This is a genomic window from Sphingobacterium detergens (assembly GCF_003610355.1).
Taxonomy (GTDB): Bacteria; Bacteroidota; Bacteroidia; order Sphingobacteriales; family Sphingobacteriaceae; genus Sphingobacterium; species Sphingobacterium detergens.
Genome location: NZ_RAPY01000001.1, coordinates 1,716,853 through 1,736,888 on the forward strand (window position 1 = coordinate 1,716,853; position 20,036 = coordinate 1,736,888).

Here is a 20,036-nt window from a genome sequence, read left to right on the forward strand (position 1 = left end):
TTTTATACGCCCATGTGGAGCCTGAAAAACTTCCTGTATATTTGCGCCAGATCAAAATATTGACTGAATGAAATCACCCAAGGAGAAAATGATTGCGGGCATCCCTTATATTGATACGGATGGACAGCTATTTAAGGAAAGACAATATGCGAAGGAAGAGCTCAAACGTTTCAATGACTCCGAACCGAAACAGATCAAATTCAGAAAACAGATCATCCAAAAGCTATTTAAAGCGACCGGTACCCGTTTCTTTTTGGAACCACCATTCCGTTGCGATTACGGTTACAATATTTCAATAGGTGAAAACTTTTACAGCAATTACAACTGTACCATTTTGGATGGGGCTCCGGTGACAATCGGTGAAAACGTATTGTTTGGCCCGAACGTCAGCCTTTTCACCGCTGGTCATCCGATTTATTTTGAAACAAGAAATCAAGGCTGGGAATTTTCGGCCCCCATTGTCATTGAAGATAATGTATGGGTCGGTGGTCAGGTCGTTGTTAACCCCGGTGTCCGTATCGGCAGAAATGCGGTGATCGGATCGGGTTCGGTGGTGACCAAAGATATTCCGGCAGATGTCGTTGCCGCTGGAAATCCATGTCGTGTCATCCGGCCGATTACAGCCGCAGACCGTATTGATTATACAAACATTTAGACAGGATAAAGATATCATTTACTATCAAAACAACGTCGTCATGCACATGATGATCGTTGTTTTTAGATACTTTGCCACGCATAGCGGACATGATTTGCATTATTCTCGACATCTCGCTGCAGACAATGCGAGCTTGAGGGCAATCGGTCCGGCTTACCTGATTCTTTCATCATGACAAATCCATTTCGTATCCAAAAATGCTGCTGCTCCGAAGTCGCCCGAACAAAGAGACTACGACCTTCAACTGTTTTAACAAATTGGAGCGCATAACCAAGTAGCGCGCTACCTGCTCCCTTTTTTCTAAAATCGGGGTGAACGGCAAAATAAAGAATCTCATAATCCCCTTCCGAACTCAGTAGGGTAAGTATGCCAACAACCTCGTCGCCACTATAAGCTGCGAAATGAGCCGCTTCAAAATCCCCATCAAGCATGACCTCCGACAAGTGCCCTTTGGCACTGAACACCTCCTTTCGGAGCTTCCAGGTACGAGCCGCAAATACCTGTTCGATATACCAATCTGTCATCACTGTATTTCGAGTTCTAAAAATGCCGCAGGAAGGTAACTAATAATGTCTGAAGGCAATAAGGAATAAACGCCAATCGAAGTTACCGCAATATCAGCTGCCCTTCCGTGAACGTATACTCCCATAATCAATGCCTCCCGGGAAGAATAGCCCTGACCGATCAAAGCCGTCAATATCCCTGTCAAGATATCTCCGCTGCCACCCGTCGCCATTCCGACATTGCCGGTGCTATTGAAATAAATTACTCCTTCAGGTGTAACCATCGCACTGTTGGCCCCTTTGATCAAAACGTACAACTGGTATTGTGCTGCAAAAGCCTTCACCTTATCCATCTTTTCGAAGTCATTTTGCCAAGTCCCCAGTAATCGACTTAATTCTTTGGGATGTGGAGTCAATATACTTTGTTTCGGAACGAACTGCCATAGTTCGGGTTGTTGCGCCAAAATATTCAATGCGTCAGCATCTAATACCAAAGGGGTATCAAGACTCTGCATAATAAACACCTTAAAAGCATTAATCGTAGATTGGGCTGTCCCCATACCAATGCCGATACCGATGGATTGAAAGCTGTGCATATCGGGAAACTGTGTGATCAGCTCGTCGTCGGTGTCATTAATTACCATCGCTTCGGGGACGGCAGTCTGAATACTTGTATAACCACAGGATGGTATATAAGCAGAAGCTAAACCACAGCCCGCACGCAAAGCAGCCTTTAAAGCCAATTGGACAGCGCCTATCTTGCCCTTACTCCCACCTACGATCAGACTATGCCCGAAGGTTCCTTTGTGATCAAATTTATTTCGTTTCCGATAGAACGAGCCGAGCAAAGCTGAATCGACATAGTGAAAAGCGGTATCAGCCTGATCAAAGGCTGTTGGGCTCAGCCCAATATCCAATACGCGAAATGCTTTGACCCGAAATCTATTCTCAGGCATTAACAGCCCCAATTTAGGGGACTGAAACGTATACACCAGATCTGCCTCCACCACTATTGAATCCCTGGGTGTAGTTTCGTCACTTAAAAGACCTGAAGGCATATCTATCGCATAGCGTGGTCCATCACAATAATTGATGGCTGCAATGAGATTCCGCCAGTCTTCATTCAGCGGGTATTTCAGACCGTAACCAAACAAACAATCCAACACAATTGCCCCTCCAGGAATATGAACCTGACTTTCAGTACTGATTTTTTGGATAAGATGAGCAGGCAACCGGTTTTGGTTTGCTAAGTTATCTGCTGAATAATCCGGCGTATCAATTAAATAAACCCTGACCTCAGCTTGCTGTTGATCCAGGAGCCTGGCCAGCACCAGTCCATCGCCACCATTATTGCCTTTACCACAAAAAATACAAAAAGAGTGCTGCACCGAGCTTGGATGCTGCTGCTTGATTGCTTCAAAAACAGCGGTCGCTGCCCGCTCCATCAAGTCAAGACTACTGATCCCCTCATCTTGCATCGTTTGTCTATCCACCCAGCTCATCTGGGCTGCCGAAAGTATTTTCATGTTTATCTTCCTTTTTTAGCGAATCATGTCCTACTCGACTATGAAAACAGATTCTCCCGTTCTAAATTACTTAGAAAATGGGGTACCACCAAGATCTAGTCCCTATTCGCTGACCGTTACCTCCCGCACTCCCCCAGTTCGCTTCAATGTACCCCAGGTATTCAATTCACCTTTAATGGCTTTTCTGACCGATTTGAATAGCACAAAATACATCAGTTGTCGCCAGAAAAAACGCTGTGGAAACAGGTAGATCAAATTTTTCATTTTCTCACCTTCCATCCGAAAAGCAATCCCGGCAAAGAAAATATCCACGAATACAAATAAAAAGTAATAAAACATGACCTGACCAAAACCATTATGCAGGGAGAACAAACCGGCGAGCCCTGTCCAGCTGATTCCATTAACTTCACTCAATGAAAACAGGCCACTGATCAAGGAAAACAGCATAAATAGATCTGCCAATGGCGCAAATAAGGGCAGGATAATCTGGAAAATCAAGATATTGGGCATACCAACCATACCAAAATATCCGTATCTGGGGTTTAACAAGGTATTCTTATTTTTCCAGAAACTTTGCAGCACGCCAAAACTCCAGCGGAAGCGTTGCTTGAAAAGCATTTTTACAGTATCGGGAGCTTCGGTGAATGCAACCGCTTCTGCCGAGTTGCGTACGGTATAACCGGCCTTCAGTATGCGCATAGTCAGATCACAGTCTTCGGCCAATGTATCTGTTGTAAACCCACCGACTTCCAAAATGACGGATCGCCGAAAAGCGCCGATTGCGCCGGGAACGACCGAAATCATATTGAGCAGATCAAAAGCCCTTCTATCCATATTCTGCGAAGTGATATATTCGATAGCTTGCCAATGGGTCAACATATTGTGTACATTACCGACTTTCACACTACCGGCAACCGCAGCAACCTGATCTTTATTGAAATACTTCATCAACATCCGCAAAGCGTCAGTCTTCAACTGCGTATCTGCATCTATACAGAGTACAAAAGCCGCATCGGACTGTTGGATGCCATAATTCAGCGCCGAGGCTTTACCGCCGTTGGGTTTTGTAAACAACCTGACCTTTGGATGGTCGCCATAGACCTTGCTCACAATTTCGAAGGTTTTATCTTTGGATCCGTCATCGACAAAAATCAGTTCGTAGGCTGGGTAATCGAGATGAAGTAGGCTTTTGATTGTCGCCAAAACGGTCACCTCCTCATTATAGGCTGGGATAATAATACTGACCTTTTCCTGTGGATCCGATATCAATTCCAATTGTTCCTTCCTATTTTTTCTTTTTTGTCTTATGGCCAGATAGGCAATCATGACTGTACGGAAGATCGCCAATACAATCGCTAGTGAGAAAATCAGGTTAAGAAAGATATTTCCGTAAAACAGTGTTCCTAAAAAAAGTCGATTGGATGATCCGCTGAACCCCGAATCCGATGCATTTTGTACGGGTGGCATTAGCTCATCGCGTTTCTTACCCATAAGGTCTCCGATCGTCGCAAATTTATAACCATGTGCTTTGAAATAATGAATAATACGGGGCAGTGCCTCAATAGTAGCCTCCCGATTGCCGCCAGCATCATGCAGCAGGATAATATTACCATTATCACGTTGTTTTACAACTTCATTATAAATTTCATCCGCCGTACGACCGGGAAGCCAGTCATTGGGATCAATATACTCACCGACATTAATGTAGTTTTCCTTTCGGCTCTGGGCGACCGGAAGAATTTCAGCGACAGTCTGCGGTTCGGCATCAGCATTAAACGGTGCACGGAACAGAATCGTGCTATGCCCGGTAATACATTCTATGATCTTCCGGGTTGCATTTAACTCAAATTTGACCCGATTGGGACCTATTGTTGACATATCGGGATGGAAAAAAGTATGGTTCCCAAGCTCATGCCCCTGCTGATACTCTTTACGTACCAGATCCATATTTTTTTCGGCCATAACCCCCACAAGAAAAAATGCCGCCGGAACATGCTCTCTTTTTAAAATATCCAACACCTCGGGTGTGTAGGTAGGATCAGGGCCATCATCAAAAGTCAATACGACGGTGTTGTCCCTTTCGCCAAAACGCTTAATCACATAATTACTTGGCGTCTTGACATACTGTTGATCCTCAATCAAACCATTAGCCGGATTGTATGCAAATTTTACCAATCCGGGCTCTGGACTATTCACCAAATCCAGAATCTCACCATCACCGATATATTGTATCCCCCCGACCTTGATTTTGCTTATTTTTTCAAAATCAAAAGGCTCCTTGGCCAAATGATCATGATCCAAAGATCTCGAGATAAAGGACCATAAACGGGCATCTTCACTTCCCAACCGCCAAAGTGCTATACCCGCCAATCCCCAATCGTCGGCTTTACGGATCAAATTGAAGTAGGTGGCTGCATCCGTGAAATAGACATCATGGCGCATGCCAGTGCCATCCTTGTAACTAAAATTAAGATTCGCTGACTCCCGATCGAACCGAATGTTTGCATTGTAATTATGTGCCAGGATAACCGCATTATCATAGGTCAGGGTCTTGCCCACTTTTCCAACGGGCCAATCGTATCCATAACAGGCTAACGCCAAAATCACTTTATCTGCATCCACCTTACTACACAGCTCATCCAGGTTCTTTTCGACCCAAGCCTGGTGGGAAATCGCACCGGCATTACTTTCGATGGAATGCTGATCATAGGCCATTAAAATGATGTAATCATTGTATTTTTGTAGCGAAATAGGATCATAATCATCATTTTCGGGTGAAATATCCTGTGAAACCAGCAAACCTTCGCTATGAAAAACCTGATAGATTCGCGCCATAAAATCGTTTAAAGGTTTACGGTTATCCAGTTGAAGGTTTTCAAAGTCGATATTGATGCCTGAAAAACCATTCCGCTTTATTTTGATTAAAATATCATCAATAAAGCGTTGCTGTTTTGCTGGATCTGAAAGTATTGTCCGTACAGTCTGTCCATCAAAGTCATTGCCGCTGAAATTGGAAATTTGGGCAATTGCCTTCCGTTTATATTGATGGATCACATTCAGAGCAGCGGTATCGGCTTTATCGACAATGGTATCCTGACCGGGCACCGTAAAAAATGACTCCATGGCAACCATATCCAGATGTCCTATGTTTCGCCTGAGGTCTGACAAAGATTGCTGACGAACCTCATTGGACCAGGAACTGACATAAAAGCCCATGTTAATCCTATTTTTATTGCCAAGATGCTTCATATGTTTCAGCTCCCGGTCGCGTTTAATCTTTTCAAGTTCCGATCTGACGACCGTAAACTCCTTAAACTGTTTCGAGTTTTTCAACTTTGCGGTAGACTTTGCCGTCAAAGGTGCATTTGTATTGATTGTTGGGAATGGAGGCACCTGGATCTTGCCCAGGGTATAGACAACGCATACGATGGCTACGATCATTCCAATAATCAGTGCCCTGCTCATCCATGAAAAAGCGTACCAACGCTTTTTGCTCGACGTCTGAAAAATCTGTTTTTCTGACATAAAATATTGCGATTAACTTCGGCTAAGCTACATCAGAAAATGATCCAAAACACTCATCTTCAGCTTAAAAATTCCTTAATTTTACAGGACTACTCAACCTGGACACTCTACCGAATTTTGACTATCTTAGTAAGATCGGTAACACTGACTTAAAAACTCTGATATGACAACAACATACCTGCTATTATCCATGCTATCCTTACAAGCTCTTATCGGCTGCGGACAGTCTAATTCAGCAGTATCCCAACCGAAATCCAAAGACCTAACTGTGGAGACCAACAATCCTGACGGGAGACAGTTTATTGATCCAAAGGGAATGACTGTCAAATCAAGAATCTTATTGCCTGCAGGTTTTGAAAGACTCAACTACACGTCAAAAGATTTCGGTAGTTTTCTCGAAAACCTTCCCTTATACCCCATTGATCATGAGGTACGTTATTATAATGGAAAAATTAAGCCCCGAAACAACATCTATAATAGCGTTATAAAACTCGATATTGGCAAACGCGACCTGCACCAATGTGCCGACGCGGTCATGCGATTAAGGGCAGATTACCTCTACCAGCAAAAGAGATATCAGGACATTAGATTCAATTTTCTCTCCGATGGCAAACCACGCACCTATACAGATTATGCCAAAGGAGACTATTCGTATCCAAAATATTGGAAGTATATGGAGTATATTTTTGCCTATGCCAACACGGCTTCTTTACATGATGAGCTTCCTAATGTAAAATCGTCCACAACTGTCAAAATCGGAGACACTTTTATACAGAAAGGCTCCCCCATTGGCCATGCGATTATCGTCGTTGATCTTGCAAAAAATAAGGAAGGCAAAACAATTGTATTACTTGCCCAAAGCTATATGCCTGCGCAGGAAATACAGCTATTGAACAATTGGAACAATGCAGCGTTAAGCCCTTGGTACGATATTGACAAAGATGTGATCAATACCCCAGAATGGACTTTTTATGCCCGTAACCTGAAAACCTGGAAATAGTGTCATCATCCTGAAAATTCTTTCAGCACTTCTTGAACAATAAAACCGAATTACAGTCTACATAGTTCTATGATTTTGTGAGTAAATTAAATAAAAAGATATTTTTGTCTTTTATTTAATTTTACTATTTTTGCTTACGATAGTCATTTGCAAATGTACCCTATCAAGGAGTAGTAACAACCTCTAAAAGAGGTAAAATCACATTTCATTCCTTTTTTTTATTAAAATAAAAGACAAAAAGGTATTTAAATATTTTATTATGATTACCGAAACACAAAAAGATTTAATCAAAGGCACTATACCCGTTTTGAAGGAGCACGGTGTTGCGCTAACCAGCCATTTTTACAAACGCATGTTTACGCACAATCCTGAGCTCAAGCATATATTCAATATGGGGAATCAGCAAAATGCAAAACAGCAAACGGCATTGGCCACCGCTGTATTGGCTTATGCGGAGCATATTGATAATCCAAGTGTACTATTATCCGCTGTCAAACACATCGGACAAAAACACAGTAGTCTCAATATTCGTCCTGAACATTATCAGATTGTTGGCAAGCACCTATTGGCTTCCATCCAGGAGGTATTGGGCGATGCTGCTACAGATGAGCTCATCGAAGCATGGAAAGTTGCCTACTTTCAATTGGCCGACCTGATGATCGGTATCGAAAAAGAGATGTACGACCAAATGGTCCAAAACGAAGGTGGCTGGACAGGTTGGAAACCTTTTAACATCGTTAAAATCGTTTCGGAGACCGAAGAAATCCAGTCGATTTACTTAGCTCCGACTGATGGCGGTCAACTTCCAAAACATACTGCCGGCCAATATGTAAGTGTACGTGTGTATCTACCTGAGCTTCAACTCTACCAGCCGCGGCAATACAGCCTATCCGACGCCAGTAATGGTCAGTACCTTCGTATTTCTGTTAAAAAAGAAACTCCCCTGGGAAAACCGGAAGGCATGGTCAGCAACTACTTACATCAATACTTTCAGGAGGGGAAACAGCTGGAATTGACAGCACCTACGGGCTCCTTCAACCTGATTGAGAACGAGCATCCACATGTGTTTATCAGCGGCGGAGTCGGTCAGACTCCGTTGATGGCCATGCTGGAACAACTTATCAAGGCAAAGGGACAAAATGCGGTGACATGGATTCATGGCTGTAGAAATAGTGATTTACACGCATTTAAAGACAGACTTAGGACACTTGAGACACAACATGAGCATATCAGATGCTTCTCATTTTACGATGAACTCCAGGAAGGCAACAGCGACAATCTCCCGGGCTGGGTAGATCTGGCTAAAATCGATTCGGATCATCTGCCACAAAAAGCCAATTACTACTTGTGCGGCCCCTCAGGTTTTATAGAAAAACACTTCAAGTATCTGACAGGCCAAGGTATCCAAACCGAGCATATTCATTTTGAAGAGTTTGGACCAGCTTCCCTACAGCTCAACTAGGCAGCAGTGATAGCCATCCGTAAATTTTCCATGGATTGCGGATGGCTATTCTTGATTTTGTACCTTTGTGGAAAAGCAAGAATAGATTATGGGTATTTTCTCCAAAACATGCGAATATGGTCTTCGCGCAGTTTTTTTTATCGCACAGAGTTCACAAGAAAACAAACGTGTCGGCATAAAGGAAATCGCCGAAAATATCCATTCTCCAGAGGCCTTTCTCGGAAAAATCTTGCAAAATTTAAGTCGTGCCGGTATTATTCGTTCTATGAAAGGACCTGGTGGCGGGTTCTATCTGGATGCATCCGATATGTCTACCCCTTTGTCAGATGTAGTTAAAGCAATTGATGGAGAGAACCTTTTTGTGGGCTGTGGAATGGGGCTGGAGTTCTGCTCAGAACAGTATCCTTGTCCGCTACATCATGAGTTTAAAAGTATTCGCAATAGCCTATCGGAGATGCTTCAAAATACAACTGTTGGCCAATTCAATGATGACCTTATAAAAGGAAAAATCCTGCTGACAAAATCCAAAATTACGCCAGACCAGGACAACTAAAGCGCCACTCAAAAGTGGACGAGATAGGTCCAAAATAACATATTTTTCACCCCATTATGGATGCCTTTCCAGGATTCCAATTGTCGCTGCAGTCTTTCACGCCCTATCTTTATTGAGATTTGTTATCATAAACAAAACAAACAAATAAACATCATAATTATATTGATATAAAGCAATTTAAATAAATTAAAAACATCTATAACCAGCAGCCTATCTCTTTTTGATCTTATAGCTATAATAGCAGGTACTGAAGCCGTCTCTCCCTAAAAAGAACAGCTATAAAGTATTCCTTCACACCATTACCTACCGTCCAATACCGTTTGCATTAAATAGCTGTAAACGATGCATTAATCAAGAATAAGTCTGTGAATGAGTAGGTCAATTTGCGAAAAAATGCTAAAATAACAGGGTTCAAAAGCGCATTTCTTATGGGTTAAAACCACATAGACCATGCGCATTATTGGTCAAAATAGTATTCTTACATAATTTTCATGCTTTGACACAAAATTCACAAAACATATTATATTATCATTTAAAATAGAACACTTTACAAACATCACATAAATAAAAAAATAACCTATAAAACACAGTAAAAACTACGGTTTTCGACTAAAAAAAGGTATGGATAAAATTCTATCCACACCTTTTTCTTCAATACAACCACCTCCCCTACATCGAGTCAATCTAAAATGTCATTTTTCAAAAGCTGTATATTTCTACTACACTTTGCTTGCTTGCTTGCTTGCTTGCTTGCTTGCTTGCTTGCTTGCTTGCTTGCTTGCTTGCTTGCTTGCTTGCTTGCTTGAGACAAAACATCTTTCACAATTTCCAAACGAATGGAATAAATGATCATCAACAGTTACCCGTCAGCTTGCATCACACCTGCCTTTCATCTAACCACATTTTTAAACGACACAAGCCCTTTGCAGACAACAAGAGCACAAGACATGGCTCAAACCAAAAGATGTCTTAAAAACCTTAAAAAATAGGTATACTCCAATCAGCTAGCACGGAGCAAACGATCATCACCAGCTATCCGTCAGCATGCATCACAGCCACCCTTTATCTAACCGCATTTTTAAGCGATACAAGCCCTTTGCAGACAACAAGAGCAGCAAGACATAGCTCAAACCAAAAGATGTCTTAAAAGCCATAAAAAATGGATATACTCCAATCAGCTTGTACAGAGCAAACGCTCATCAGCAGCTTCCCACCAGCATAGGTCATAACCAACTTTCATCTAACTGCATTTTTAAGCGACATGAGCCCTTTGCAGACAACAAGAGCAGCAAGACATAGCTCAAACCAAAAGATGTCTTAAAAGCCATAAAAAATGGATATACTCCAATCAGTTTGCACAGAGCAAACGATCATCAGCAGCTACCCACTAGCTTGCGTTACCCCCACACGTTACACTAACAATATTTTATAAGTGGCATAAGCGCTTCATGTGTAGTACCACCAGATTTACCACATGAAAAAACAGCCCGGAAATAATTAAAAAAGACAAAACAAACTATTCTTCAGTAAAATAACACCATTTAAATAAACAGAAAAATCACATCCATAAAACACAATCCAAATCATAAAGTCCAAACAAAAGTGAAAACTACAGCGGAAACTTTAAACACAGTAACATTCAAACAATCTTACTTCTTGTTATCTTTGCTGTACTACATAATTCATTATATGCATAATTATTCCGCTGAAGACAGTTTATTTATACAGATCGAGATCAAGAAAATAAGAGAAGCCCGTAACAATGCGATCACTTTCATTATGGCAATCTTTCTCATTTCCTTTGTCATCTTGTTATATGTTTTTTCGGACCGGTGGCTGGCTACCCCTGACAAGCGGACTGTTTACCATAGCCCCACCATATCTCTTTACACAATATTCCTATTCCCGACCATACTATTTACTGGATTAAGTTGGGCCTTGTCTATCAAAAACCAAAAATATATTAGCGTACTACAGCAGCTCGACAGTCACGACTTAGATATCTATCGACGGTACACAAGCGTACTTGCTCAGCGATATGCAGCCATTGCGCTCTACATTTTCTGTAAAAATGAACTTATATTCTTTCCTCTTTTTGGAAGTAAAAAGATTCCAATCAATCAGATCAAACGTATAGAAACAAAATATGTCCATAATTATCGCGACACATACAGCTACCACATCTATTTTTATAACGATGCTACAAAAATCTATCAGACAACAATGCACCAGATAGCTGCCTTCGATTTTCTACAGAAACAGCTTCTGGAGGAAAATCCAAATCTAACGATCATCGCACGGAACCAGATACCCTCGTATTTGAGAACAAAAGACAAGCCTACACACTATTAATTTATTATATGGAAAGTTATTCGTCCACCAACAGTTCATTTTTACAAACGGAGATAAGGAAAATCTGCAAAGTCCGCAATGCCATTATTGGACTATTTATAGCGATGTTTCTTTTTTGCTATGGCTTCTTCTTCTATATTTTTTTGGATAAGTGGACAGCTGCTTCAGATAAACTGACATTTTTTTACAAGTCCCTCCCGCTCTTGAGTACATTGTTTGTCTATTTCGGCGTATTATTCGGCGGGCTCAGCTGGGGCGTTTATGCCAAAAATCAGAAATTTATTATTGCCCTACGAGGTCTCAATAGCCGTGATCTCGATATTTATCAGCGGTACACCCGAAGACTTGTCCGCATCTATGCAACTATTGCGCCGTACCTTTTTCAGGAGCATGAGCTTGTATTTTTTCCTTTTTTTGGAAGTAAAAAAATTCCGATCAGTCAGATTCACCGTATAGAGACCAAGATTATACTGAACCACCGTGGCCCGAATAGTTTTCGCATCTATTTTTACAATGAATTCTCCAAGATTCATCAGGTGACAATGAACCAAAGAGGTGCATTCGATTTTATACAAGAACAGCTTTTAGAGGAAAACCCGAACCTCAGCATCATTTCGAAAAACCATTAAGTTCCTTATACACAGTCCGCATGTAAAAAGAAATCCTCCACCCTACCCTTCGAGATAGCGGCTATAATCTCCTGATTCAGCAACCAGCTTGATGACATGGTTCCGCTCTTCAAGAAATCGCCTCATATAACCTGTAAGGAAAGACCATTCGGCAAACCGCCCCAAAGGCCCCAGGGGCGCCCTAAAATTAAACACATCCCGCATCAGCACCGTACCATCAGCCTGCTCTTCGAAAAGATGCTGATGGTCCATCGACTGAAATGCCCCCTGTATCATTTTATCTTCGAAAAAATAGGGTTTTTCCATTTTTGTGATCCGCACCGTCAACATTTGATATACACCCAGATGTTTTGCCCGCCACTGAACGGTCTGTCCGGCTTCGATCAGTCCACTGGTCACACCTGCGATCGCCTTCTCATTTGTCTTTCCAGTCGAATACATGTGTAAGTCTATACTGCGGGCCAGATCAAAAACTATCCCTATTGGTGCATTTACAGTGGTGTCTAATACAAGTGTTGGCATAAAATCTTGCTATCGGTGAATTCGGAACAAATTTCGTAAAAAACACGAATTTCTTAGGAAAGAGTCTAACAATTATCTAATTTAACCCTCCAATCTAATATCAATAACAAGAAGGCTATGATCACATTACTTCCATTTGAAGAAGCTGACTTCGACCGCTTCAATTCCTGGATCAGATCTCCAGAAGAACTCCTGCAGTTCGCAGGTCCATATTTTTCATTTCCAGTGACTGACGAACAATTAAAAAAGTATATTAACGATCCCCAACGCCGTCCCTATAAAATTGTCAGTACAGAAACACAAAACGTTATTGGGCATTGTGAATTGAACTTTGAAAGAAGTATACCACGATTATCCCGCATATTGATTGCTGACAATACCGAAAGAAATAAGGGCTATGGTAAGAAAACTATCAATGCGATGCTGAAACTGCTCTTTGTTGATAACACTTACGATCAAGCGGATTTAAACGTTTATGACTGGAACACGAACGCAATAAAATGTTATGAGGGTGTAGGGTTTCAGATCAATGAAGGCGCCACAACTGAAACGTCAATCGGCAATGAAACCTGGAAGGGCCTGAATATGCAAATCACCAAATCAAACTGGCTAGCCAAAACACAATGAAGAAGAAACGTTTTTTAAAAAAAGCCTTTATTACCCTGACCTTGGCCGCTGCTCTGCTCGGTTATTATGCCTGGCAGATCGAACCACATTGGGTCAAATTCGAACAGCTAAAACTCCCTATAAAAAACCTCCCTAGCAACCTTGAAGGGAAAACGCTCGTTCAGATTTCGGACATCCACATCGGCGACTATGTCAGTAAAGATTTTATCAAAAACAACTTCGCGAAAGTTGGTATAACACATCCGGACATTATTGTTTACACAGGCGATTTTGTCCGATTGGTCCACAATGCCCTCCCACTCGCTGATCTCGACGAAGTCATGCAATTAGCACCAAAAGGAAAACTACAGACATTGGCCATCCTGGGAAATCATGATTATGGAAGAGCCTTTAAAGACAGTACTGCAGCGGATTCAATCACTACACTGCTAAAAAAGTATGATATTACTGTTTTAAGAAACGAAAGTGTGAATATAAATGGTCTACAGCTCTATGGTATGGACGACTATTGGGGAACAAACTTTGACCCTGTAAAAACTATGCAGAACTACAACCGCAACCAAGCGAGCCTTGTCCTCTGCCACAACCCCGATGTTGCTGATCTGGATGTATGGAATGGCTATGAAGGGTGGATTTTATCAGGCCATACACATGCCGGGCAGGTGCGGATCCCATTTTGGGGTTCACCGATTATCCCCGTATCGAACAAAAACTACGATCAGGGTATTAAAAAACTTTCTGGAAACCGAACCCTCTACATCAACAGGGGCCTCGGTCATAGTATCCCCGTCCGCTTTAATGCACGACCTGAAATAACCATTTTCACCTTAACAAAGGACTAAGATCGGAGATACGGTCATGTTTAATGCTTCAATAAACACCCTATGGAATTAAATGAGGTATGGATAAAAAGCAACCGCTATTGTTTGTCGATAGTCTTCCAGCGCATCCGATTCAAATCGACCGCCCAATACCGCAAAACTCGAATACCAGAAATCTGATATAATAAAAATCTGACGTACAAAACCCTTCAGAATGGCTATTGGTATATCCTGTCTAAACATTCCCAATTTGGAGTAGTGCTCAAAGAGAGAAATAAACTGCTCCTCACGTCGTGCAACAAGAGTCCGATAAGCATCCCCAATAGCGGGTATCCAAGTACAGATCTCGACGAAATTGACAAAAATAAACTTATACTTATTGATCAACAGATAAGAGCCCTCCGTAAATTCCTGCAACAACTCCTGAAATGTGGTATCTTTCTGATCAAATAAAACCACCATTTCGTCATAGTCCCGCTGGAGCTGCTCAAAAATAGTAAAGATAATATCTTCTGTATGTTTGAAGTGATAATGGAGATTGCCAGCACTAATACCCATTTCCTGCGCAATCTGTCGTGTCGTAACAGTACGTATTCCCTCCCGATTATATACCCCTAACGCTGCCACTACAATTTTTTCTTTCGTATTCATGACACAAAATTAGAACAATTGTTCTAATTTTGTGTCATGAATGATAAATTAAGATAATATGAAAGACGAAAAGAAAGAAAGTTGGCTAAAAAATCAATATCTAGATCTAAAGCAGACGCTTATTCCGGCCCATCCAAATGATGGCCCCTGGAAAAAATTCGGCAAACAGACAGCTTTTTTTATGTTTTTAACGTTGATGGTATGCGGAGCAATAGCTATGTTGATCGCCATTTCCTTTGCGCATTAGTAAAGAATCTGTTTGACGGTATATTTATTTTTTATTGGTTATGCTGGTTCTTTATTCGATTTACACGGCTACAGCATTTTCCTATTCCATTTTTAAACAGCTGGCTTACTGACCTTGTCTTTGTCCCTATTATTGTTCATGTCGCATCTATTACGGGAAGCTTTCTATTCAATAAAGGAAAACCGCATGGATATCCATTATACCAAATCTGGTTGATATCGGCTATTGTATCACTACTATTTGAGTACGTCATGCCTAACTACACAGACTACAATACGGGGGATCCCTATGACGTCATTGCCTATTTTATGGGAGGACTATTTTACTTTTTATTCCATCAGCCCCGTTATATCAGAAAAAATTCCGATGGAACCAATCATGTGATTTGCAAACAAAATTAAACCACAGCTAATAAAAACACGTTCTGGAATAATATAGAATATACACTCAGAAAAGTTCCCGCCAGAATATCTTATTGGTAAACAGACCTTCAAATGGCAAAAAGTATAAACTATAATTGAAAAATAGTGTTGATATTGTAATTAATTAGCAGATGTAGGTCATATGACAAGAATCAAAACCAAAAGAACATGTAGTAATGGGCACAGCTTCTATAAGAGTACAGACTGCCCAACATGCCCAATATGCGAAAAGGAAAAGAAACCCGAAGATGGTTTTCTAGCTCTTTTGGGTAGCCCCGCTAGAAATGCACTGTTAAGCCATGGTATAGATCAACTTGAAAAGCTAGCTCAGTACTCGGTGAAGGACCTACTGAAGCTCCATGGCCTCGGAAAGGCTTCCTTGCCCCTGTTAAGTCAGGCTTTAATGGAAAAGGGATTAAAATTTAAGGAGTAGGCTGCTCCAAAGGCCATTCTCTCAGTTGATAACAAAAAATAAGCCCTCGATTGGCTTCCATATAGTTTCTCGCTACTTAGAAGTGCTTGAGGGCTTTATTATTCAACGCTTTTAACACAAGCGGAATCTTCGTTTACTAGTACTCGATCAAAACTTCAGTTACCTGAGCACCTTGTTTTGCACTTTTGAATTTAAACTTAACTTTCTGATTCAGATTCAATTTCTGTCCAACAAGACGATCATTGAAATAAATAGATTGTTGCGTCTCATTATCTCTGATAAATCCATAGTTGGATTCGGTATTGTAATGGACAACTTTTCCGAAAGAATAGTCATCTTGGTGGTTCGATGACATACTTGGACTCTCCCCTTCTTTCAATTTGATTGCAGGTCTGTCTGAGATATTCCCATGTTCATCAACATAAGCAAACAGTTCTTCCAAAGATTTTCCTTTGTCATTGTTTGTTTTGTTGAATTCTTTTTTCTCAATTTTTTGTTGTTTTTTGAGTAATTTCTTTTTTTCTCGTTCTTTTTTGTTAAATGTAATTTGGCTTTTGCTCATTCAATATGGATTAAAATAAAATGTTCCCGAGGAGATGTCGGACCTTTAGAGCTTCGTTGAAAAGATAAAAATGCGAGGTGTTCTAAGGAGATAATTGCAAAGGTACGAAAAAAATAGGAGAAATCAACGACATCCTATAATACATCTTATAGCCATACAGCCTCAATTCGGAGAAGCTCCGTCTATCATAATAACAGACATATAGTCTACATAGCAACACAAAATTTGAGCGTTTTCATAAAACAAAAATATCTTTTGGACGTTATTTTGAAAAAAACACTATGGAAGTAAAAAATATCGAAAGAGACGACAGAGGTAATTTCATTGCTGAAGTGGAAAATAATGAGGCCGGGATTTTGGAATATACCTGGCAGAGTGAGTACGAGTTTTCCATAGACCATACCGAGGTCTATGACGAATATAAAGGAATGAGTGTCGGCAAAAAACTCGTTCTTGAAGCCGTAGACTATGCTCGGAAAAACGATGCCAAGATTGTCCCGAATTGTCCTTATGCAAAATCAATTTTTGACAAAACAATTGCCTTTCAGGATGTATTAGCATAAAAAAGCCATTTTATCACTGGGACAAAATGGCTTTTATTTTTGATAACTGTATAGACTAAGCTACAATATTGATTATTTTCCCTTTTACAAAAATAATCTTCTTAATTGGCTTACCGTCTAGATGTCTTTGTACATCGGCATGTGCCTTGATCATTTCTTCAACAGTTTGTTGATCTAAATCCAATGCAAGTGATAGATTAAACTTCATTTTACCATTGAAAGAAACTGGATAAGCAAATTCAGACTCGACTAGATATTCCGGTTTGAACGTAGGATAAGTTGCCTGAGAAAGTGTACCTGCCTCATGCCCCAATAAATTCCACAATTCCTCTGTAATATGTGGTGCATAAGATTGAAGAACAATAACAAGTTGCTCCAATATCTGGCGTTTATTGCATTTCAAATCGGTCAATTCATTCACACAGATCATAAAGGCCGAAACAGATGTATTGAACGAAAAACGCTCGATATCATCTTCCACTTTCTTAATAATCTTATGTAAAGCTTTGAACTCAGCTTTGGAAGGCTCTTCATCCGATACATTAAAATTACCTTCGGCATCGTGAAACAGGCGCCATACTTTCTTTAGAAACTTGTAGACACCTTCGATACCATTGGTATTCCATGGTTTGGCTTGCTCCAACGGACCCAAAAACATTTCGTAAAGACGCAAGGTATCAGCGCCATAAGTCTCAATAATATCATCTGGATTAACGACATTGAATTTCGACTTGGACATTTTCTCCACCTCGCTACCACAAATGTATTTACCGTTTTCCAAAACAAATTCAGCATTCGCAAAATCAGGCCTGAAGTTTTTGAATTTTTCAAGATCCAAAACATCATTCGATACGATATTAACATCGACATGCAAAGGAATTGTATTGTAATCGTTTCTCAAGCCATAGGACACAAATTGATTGGTTCCTCTGCCCTCTTCATCGAGTACACGGTAGACAAAATTTGAACGCCCTTGAATCATACCTTGGTTAATCAATTTCCGGAATGGTTCTTCCTCATTATGATAGCCAAGATCTTTTAAAAACTTATTCCAAAAACGTGAATATAACAAGTGACCTGTAGCATGTTCTGAACCGCCAATGTATAAATCAACAGCTTTCCAGTAGTCAACAGCTTCTTTTGAAGCAAAGTTACCCTCATTCTTTGGATCCATGTATCTAAACCAATACCATGAAGAACCTGCCCAACCCGGCATTGTACTCAACTCATATTCATACTGATCCTCATATTTCCAGTCTTTAGCACGCCCTAAAGGAGGTTCCCCAGACTCTGTTGGCAGGTATTTATCAACCTCAGGTAATAATAAGGGTAGTTCTTCTTCTTTAATAAGGTATGGTAGACCATTTTTAAAGTAGACTGGAACAGGTTCGCCCCAATAACGTTGACGACCAAAAATCGCATCGCGCATGCGGAAATTGATCTTCGCTTTACCTAATTTCAATTCTTCCAGCTTCGCAATCAGCGCAGGCACAGCCTCCTGATAAGTCATACCGTTGATAAAATCAGAATTGATATATTTTCCATCCTTATTCGGATCAGCCTCTTCTTCAATCTGCTGTGTATCCGAAATCGGAATAATTTCTAAATTAAAATGCTTGGCAAAAACATAATCACGTTGATCGCCACTAGGTACAGCCATAACCGCCCCTGTGCCATATCCCGCCAAAACATAATCTGCAATCCAGATCTGCACATCACGGCCTGAAATAGGGTGTTTAGCAAATGAACCTGTAAAGGCTCCCGATACTGTTTTGGTATCGGCCATACGATCTAGTTCAGATTTTTTTGAGGTCTTCTCAATATAAGCTTCAACTTCAGCTTTTTGTTCAGCTGTTGTCAACGCTGCAACCAATTCATGTTCAGGTGCCAAAACGACAAATGAAACACCGAAAATAGTATCCACACGTGTTGTAAAGACTTCAATTGCGGCGTCCAACTGTGGAACTGGGAATTTAACCGAAGCTCCAACGGATTTTCCGATCCAGTTACGTTGCATTTCTACCAAGGGCTCTGGCCAATCAATGGTATCCAAACCTTTTAATAGACGATCGGCATAAGCAGTGATACGCATTGACCATTGCATCATCTTCTTTTGCTCCACAGGATACCCTCCACGCTCGGACACACCGTTGATTACCTCATCATTAGCCAATACTGTCCCTAAAGCAGCACACCAATTGACCGTGCTCTCGCGTAGATAAGCAATACGATACTTTAACAACTCACGTTGTTGTTTTTCTTCATCAAAAGATTTCCATTCTTCCGAAGTGAATTCTAATACATCTTCATCAGAAACAGCTTGAACAGCAGCAGAACCATTTGTGGAAAATTTCGTAATCAATGTATCAATGGCTTCTGCTTTATCCGTCTCTTTATTATACCAAGAACCGAATGATTTCATAAAAATCCACTGCGTCCATTTATAGTATTCAGGTTCAGAAGTACGAACTTCTCTACTCCAATCATAAGAGAAACCGATGTTGTCCATCTGCTCGCGGTAACGATTGATATTTGCCTCAGTTGTAACTGCAGGGTGTTGACCCGTTTGAATCGCATATTGCTCTGCAGGAAGTCCAAAGGAATCATAACCCATTGGATGCAGTACATTGAAGCCTTTTAGTCGTTTGTATCTTGAAAAGATATCCGAAGCAATGTATCCGAGTGGATGACCAACATGTAGTCCTGCCCCAGATGGATAAGGAAACATATCCAACACATAGTATTTTGGCTTCTGATGCGCATCTGATGTTTTATATGTTTGATGGTCCGCCCAAAACTTCTGCCACTTTTTCTCTAATGATTTGTGATTATACTCCATTTTTGTTCGTAAGGAATTTTTATGACTTGCGAAATTACGATTTTAATACTGAAATGTGATAAAAGTTTTGTAGTTTGAACAATAAATTCTAGTATTGAAAAGTTATTTAAACATAGGTAGAAAACTAAATTCGAATTGATTTTT

The 20,036-nt window shown here is 40.7% G+C and carries 19 protein-coding genes; 12 read left to right on the forward strand and 7 right to left on the reverse strand.

Going from position 1 to position 20,036, the window contains the following annotated elements; genetic code table 11:
• Positions 1 to 67 precede the first annotated feature (67 nt).
• Positions 68 to 655, forward strand: a complete 588-nt coding sequence (locus DFQ12_RS07475; RefSeq protein WP_120258332.1) for a sugar O-acetyltransferase — start codon at positions 68 to 70, stop codon at positions 653 to 655.
• 62 nt (positions 656 to 717) lie between these two features.
• Here the strand turns inward: DFQ12_RS07475 and DFQ12_RS07480 are convergent, their stop codons facing one another.
• From DFQ12_RS07480 to DFQ12_RS07490, 3 genes are all read right to left on the reverse strand, one after another.
• On the reverse strand, positions 718 to 1,179 hold the full coding sequence (locus DFQ12_RS07480) for a GNAT family N-acetyltransferase (RefSeq protein WP_120258333.1): 462 nt from the start codon (positions 1,177 to 1,179) through the stop codon (positions 718 to 720).
• Complete coding sequence (locus tag DFQ12_RS07485; protein ID WP_120258334.1) at positions 1,179 to 2,684, reverse strand: NAD(P)H-hydrate dehydratase; 1,506 nt, start codon at positions 2,682 to 2,684, stop codon at positions 1,179 to 1,181. The genes DFQ12_RS07480 and DFQ12_RS07485 overlap by 1 nt, the downstream gene beginning before the upstream one ends.
• 102 nt (positions 2,685 to 2,786) lie before the next feature.
• Positions 2,787 to 6,209, reverse strand: coding sequence for a trifunctional glycoside hydrolase family 18/polysaccharide deacetylase/glycosyltransferase family 2 protein (locus DFQ12_RS07490; protein WP_120258335.1), 3,423 nt, complete (start codon positions 6,207 to 6,209; stop codon positions 2,787 to 2,789).
• A gap of 163 nt (positions 6,210 to 6,372) precedes the next feature.
• Between DFQ12_RS07490 and DFQ12_RS07495 the strand changes: the two genes are divergently transcribed.
• From DFQ12_RS07495 to DFQ12_RS07515, 5 genes are all read left to right on the forward strand, one after another.
• Complete coding sequence (locus DFQ12_RS07495; RefSeq protein ID WP_120258336.1) at positions 6,373 to 7,209, forward strand: DUF4846 domain-containing protein; 837 nt, start codon at positions 6,373 to 6,375, stop codon at positions 7,207 to 7,209.
• Positions 7,210 to 7,468: 259 nt separating this feature from the next.
• A complete protein-coding gene (hmpA, locus tag DFQ12_RS07500) occupies positions 7,469 to 8,671 on the forward strand; it encodes an NO-inducible flavohemoprotein (RefSeq protein WP_244211692.1) in 1,203 nt (400 codons plus the stop codon).
• An 88-nt stretch (positions 8,672 to 8,759) separates the two neighbouring features.
• Positions 8,760 to 9,224, forward strand: coding sequence for an RrF2 family transcriptional regulator (locus DFQ12_RS07505; RefSeq protein WP_120258337.1), 465 nt, complete (start codon positions 8,760 to 8,762; stop codon positions 9,222 to 9,224).
• 1,689 nt (positions 9,225 to 10,913) lie between these two features.
• The gene (locus tag DFQ12_RS07510; protein WP_120258338.1) at positions 10,914 to 11,576 is read left to right on the forward strand and encodes a hypothetical protein; all 663 of its coding nucleotides are present in this window, start codon (positions 10,914 to 10,916) and stop codon (positions 11,574 to 11,576) included.
• Positions 11,577 to 11,584: 8 nt separating this feature from the next.
• Positions 11,585 to 12,205: a hypothetical protein gene (locus tag DFQ12_RS07515; protein WP_120258339.1), complete on the forward strand. Its 621-nt coding sequence runs from the start codon at positions 11,585 to 11,587 to the stop codon at positions 12,203 to 12,205.
• A 42-nt stretch (positions 12,206 to 12,247) separates the two neighbouring features.
• Here DFQ12_RS07515 and DFQ12_RS07520 read toward each other — a convergent pair whose 3' ends face one another.
• Positions 12,248 to 12,727, reverse strand: a complete 480-nt coding sequence (locus tag DFQ12_RS07520; RefSeq protein WP_120258340.1) for an SRPBCC family protein — start codon at positions 12,725 to 12,727, stop codon at positions 12,248 to 12,250.
• 117 nt (positions 12,728 to 12,844) lie between these two features.
• Here DFQ12_RS07520 and DFQ12_RS07525 point away from each other — a divergent pair, with 117 nt between their 5' ends.
• Together DFQ12_RS07525 and DFQ12_RS07530 are read left to right on the forward strand one after the other, a co-directional pair.
• Positions 12,845 to 13,354, forward strand: a complete 510-nt coding sequence (locus DFQ12_RS07525; RefSeq protein WP_120258341.1) for a GNAT family N-acetyltransferase — start codon at positions 12,845 to 12,847, stop codon at positions 13,352 to 13,354.
• Entirely contained in the window at positions 13,351 to 14,196 is an 846-nt protein-coding gene (locus DFQ12_RS07530; RefSeq protein WP_120258342.1) for a metallophosphoesterase, read from the forward strand. Before DFQ12_RS07525 ends, DFQ12_RS07530 begins: the two co-directional genes overlap by 4 nt.
• 48 nt (positions 14,197 to 14,244) lie before the next feature.
• Here DFQ12_RS07530 and DFQ12_RS07535 read toward each other — a convergent pair whose 3' ends face one another.
• On the reverse strand, positions 14,245 to 14,826 hold the full coding sequence (locus DFQ12_RS07535) for a TetR/AcrR family transcriptional regulator (protein ID WP_120258343.1): 582 nt from the start codon (positions 14,824 to 14,826) through the stop codon (positions 14,245 to 14,247).
• A 58-nt stretch (positions 14,827 to 14,884) separates the two neighbouring features.
• On the opposite strand from DFQ12_RS07535, the gene DFQ12_RS07540 reads away from it, so the two are divergent.
• The 3 genes from DFQ12_RS07540 to DFQ12_RS07545 all read left to right on the forward strand — a co-directional run bounded on the left by DFQ12_RS07540 (position 14,885) and on the right by DFQ12_RS07545 (position 15,928).
• On the forward strand, positions 14,885 to 15,073 hold the full coding sequence (locus DFQ12_RS07540) for a hypothetical protein (protein ID WP_120258344.1): 189 nt from the start codon (positions 14,885 to 14,887) through the stop codon (positions 15,071 to 15,073).
• Positions 15,028 to 15,474, forward strand: a complete 447-nt coding sequence (locus DFQ12_RS27915) for a hypothetical protein (RefSeq protein WP_147420351.1) — start codon at positions 15,028 to 15,030, stop codon at positions 15,472 to 15,474. The genes DFQ12_RS07540 and DFQ12_RS27915 overlap by 46 nt, the downstream gene beginning before the upstream one ends.
• 163 nt (positions 15,475 to 15,637) lie before the next feature.
• A complete protein-coding gene (locus DFQ12_RS07545) occupies positions 15,638 to 15,928 on the forward strand; it encodes an RNA polymerase alpha subunit C-terminal domain-containing protein (protein WP_120258345.1) in 291 nt (96 codons plus the stop codon).
• A gap of 136 nt (positions 15,929 to 16,064) precedes the next feature.
• Here the strand turns inward: DFQ12_RS07545 and DFQ12_RS07550 are convergent, their stop codons facing one another.
• On the reverse strand, positions 16,065 to 16,490 hold the full coding sequence (locus DFQ12_RS07550) for a cold-shock protein (protein ID WP_120258346.1): 426 nt from the start codon (positions 16,488 to 16,490) through the stop codon (positions 16,065 to 16,067).
• A gap of 281 nt (positions 16,491 to 16,771) precedes the next feature.
• Here DFQ12_RS07550 and DFQ12_RS07555 point away from each other — a divergent pair, with 281 nt between their 5' ends.
• Positions 16,772 to 17,053, forward strand: coding sequence for a GNAT family N-acetyltransferase (locus DFQ12_RS07555; RefSeq protein WP_120258347.1), 282 nt, complete (start codon positions 16,772 to 16,774; stop codon positions 17,051 to 17,053).
• A 55-nt stretch (positions 17,054 to 17,108) separates the two neighbouring features.
• Here DFQ12_RS07555 and leuS read toward each other — a convergent pair whose 3' ends face one another.
• Positions 17,109 to 19,892: a leucine--tRNA ligase gene (gene leuS, locus DFQ12_RS07560; RefSeq protein ID WP_120258348.1), complete on the reverse strand. Its 2,784-nt coding sequence runs from the start codon at positions 19,890 to 19,892 to the stop codon at positions 17,109 to 17,111.
• Positions 19,893 to 20,036 lie beyond the last annotated feature (144 nt).

Excerpts from the sequence above, each read along its gene's own strand:
- DFQ12_RS07510 (WP_120258338.1), top strand. The coding sequence starts at position 10,914 with ATGCATAATTATTCCGCTGAAGACAGTTTATTTATACAGATCGAGATC.
- DFQ12_RS07520 (WP_120258340.1), bottom strand. The coding sequence starts at position 12,727 with ATGCCAACACTTGTATTAGACACCACTGTAAATGCACCAATAGGGATA.
- DFQ12_RS07515 (WP_120258339.1), top strand. The coding sequence starts at position 11,585 with ATGGAAAGTTATTCGTCCACCAACAGTTCATTTTTACAAACGGAGATA.
- leuS (WP_120258348.1), bottom strand. The coding sequence starts at position 19,892 with ATGGAGTATAATCACAAATCATTAGAGAAAAAGTGGCAGAAGTTTTGG.
- DFQ12_RS07475 (WP_120258332.1), top strand. The coding sequence starts at position 68 with ATGAAATCACCCAAGGAGAAAATGATTGCGGGCATCCCTTATATTGAT.
- DFQ12_RS27915 (WP_147420351.1), top strand. The coding sequence starts at position 15,028 with ATGCGGAGCAATAGCTATGTTGATCGCCATTTCCTTTGCGCATTAGTA.
- DFQ12_RS07550 (WP_120258346.1), bottom strand. The coding sequence starts at position 16,490 with ATGAGCAAAAGCCAAATTACATTTAACAAAAAAGAACGAGAAAAAAAG.
- DFQ12_RS07540 (WP_120258344.1), top strand. The coding sequence starts at position 14,885 with ATGAAAGACGAAAAGAAAGAAAGTTGGCTAAAAAATCAATATCTAGAT.
- DFQ12_RS07530 (WP_120258342.1), top strand. The coding sequence starts at position 13,351 with ATGAAGAAGAAACGTTTTTTAAAAAAAGCCTTTATTACCCTGACCTTG.
- DFQ12_RS07535 (WP_120258343.1), bottom strand. The coding sequence starts at position 14,826 with ATGAATACGAAAGAAAAAATTGTAGTGGCAGCGTTAGGGGTATATAAT.
- DFQ12_RS07495 (WP_120258336.1), top strand. The coding sequence starts at position 6,373 with ATGACAACAACATACCTGCTATTATCCATGCTATCCTTACAAGCTCTT.
- hmpA (WP_244211692.1), top strand. The coding sequence starts at position 7,469 with ATGATTACCGAAACACAAAAAGATTTAATCAAAGGCACTATACCCGTT.
- DFQ12_RS07545 (WP_120258345.1), top strand. The coding sequence starts at position 15,638 with ATGACAAGAATCAAAACCAAAAGAACATGTAGTAATGGGCACAGCTTC.
- DFQ12_RS07505 (WP_120258337.1), top strand. The coding sequence starts at position 8,760 with ATGGGTATTTTCTCCAAAACATGCGAATATGGTCTTCGCGCAGTTTTT.
- DFQ12_RS07490 (WP_120258335.1), bottom strand. The coding sequence starts at position 6,209 with ATGTCAGAAAAACAGATTTTTCAGACGTCGAGCAAAAAGCGTTGGTAC.
- DFQ12_RS07525 (WP_120258341.1), top strand. The coding sequence starts at position 12,845 with ATGATCACATTACTTCCATTTGAAGAAGCTGACTTCGACCGCTTCAAT.
- DFQ12_RS07555 (WP_120258347.1), top strand. The coding sequence starts at position 16,772 with ATGGAAGTAAAAAATATCGAAAGAGACGACAGAGGTAATTTCATTGCT.
- DFQ12_RS07480 (WP_120258333.1), bottom strand. The coding sequence starts at position 1,179 with ATGACAGATTGGTATATCGAACAGGTATTTGCGGCTCGTACCTGGAAG.
- DFQ12_RS07485 (WP_120258334.1), bottom strand. The coding sequence starts at position 2,684 with ATGAAAATACTTTCGGCAGCCCAGATGAGCTGGGTGGATAGACAAACG.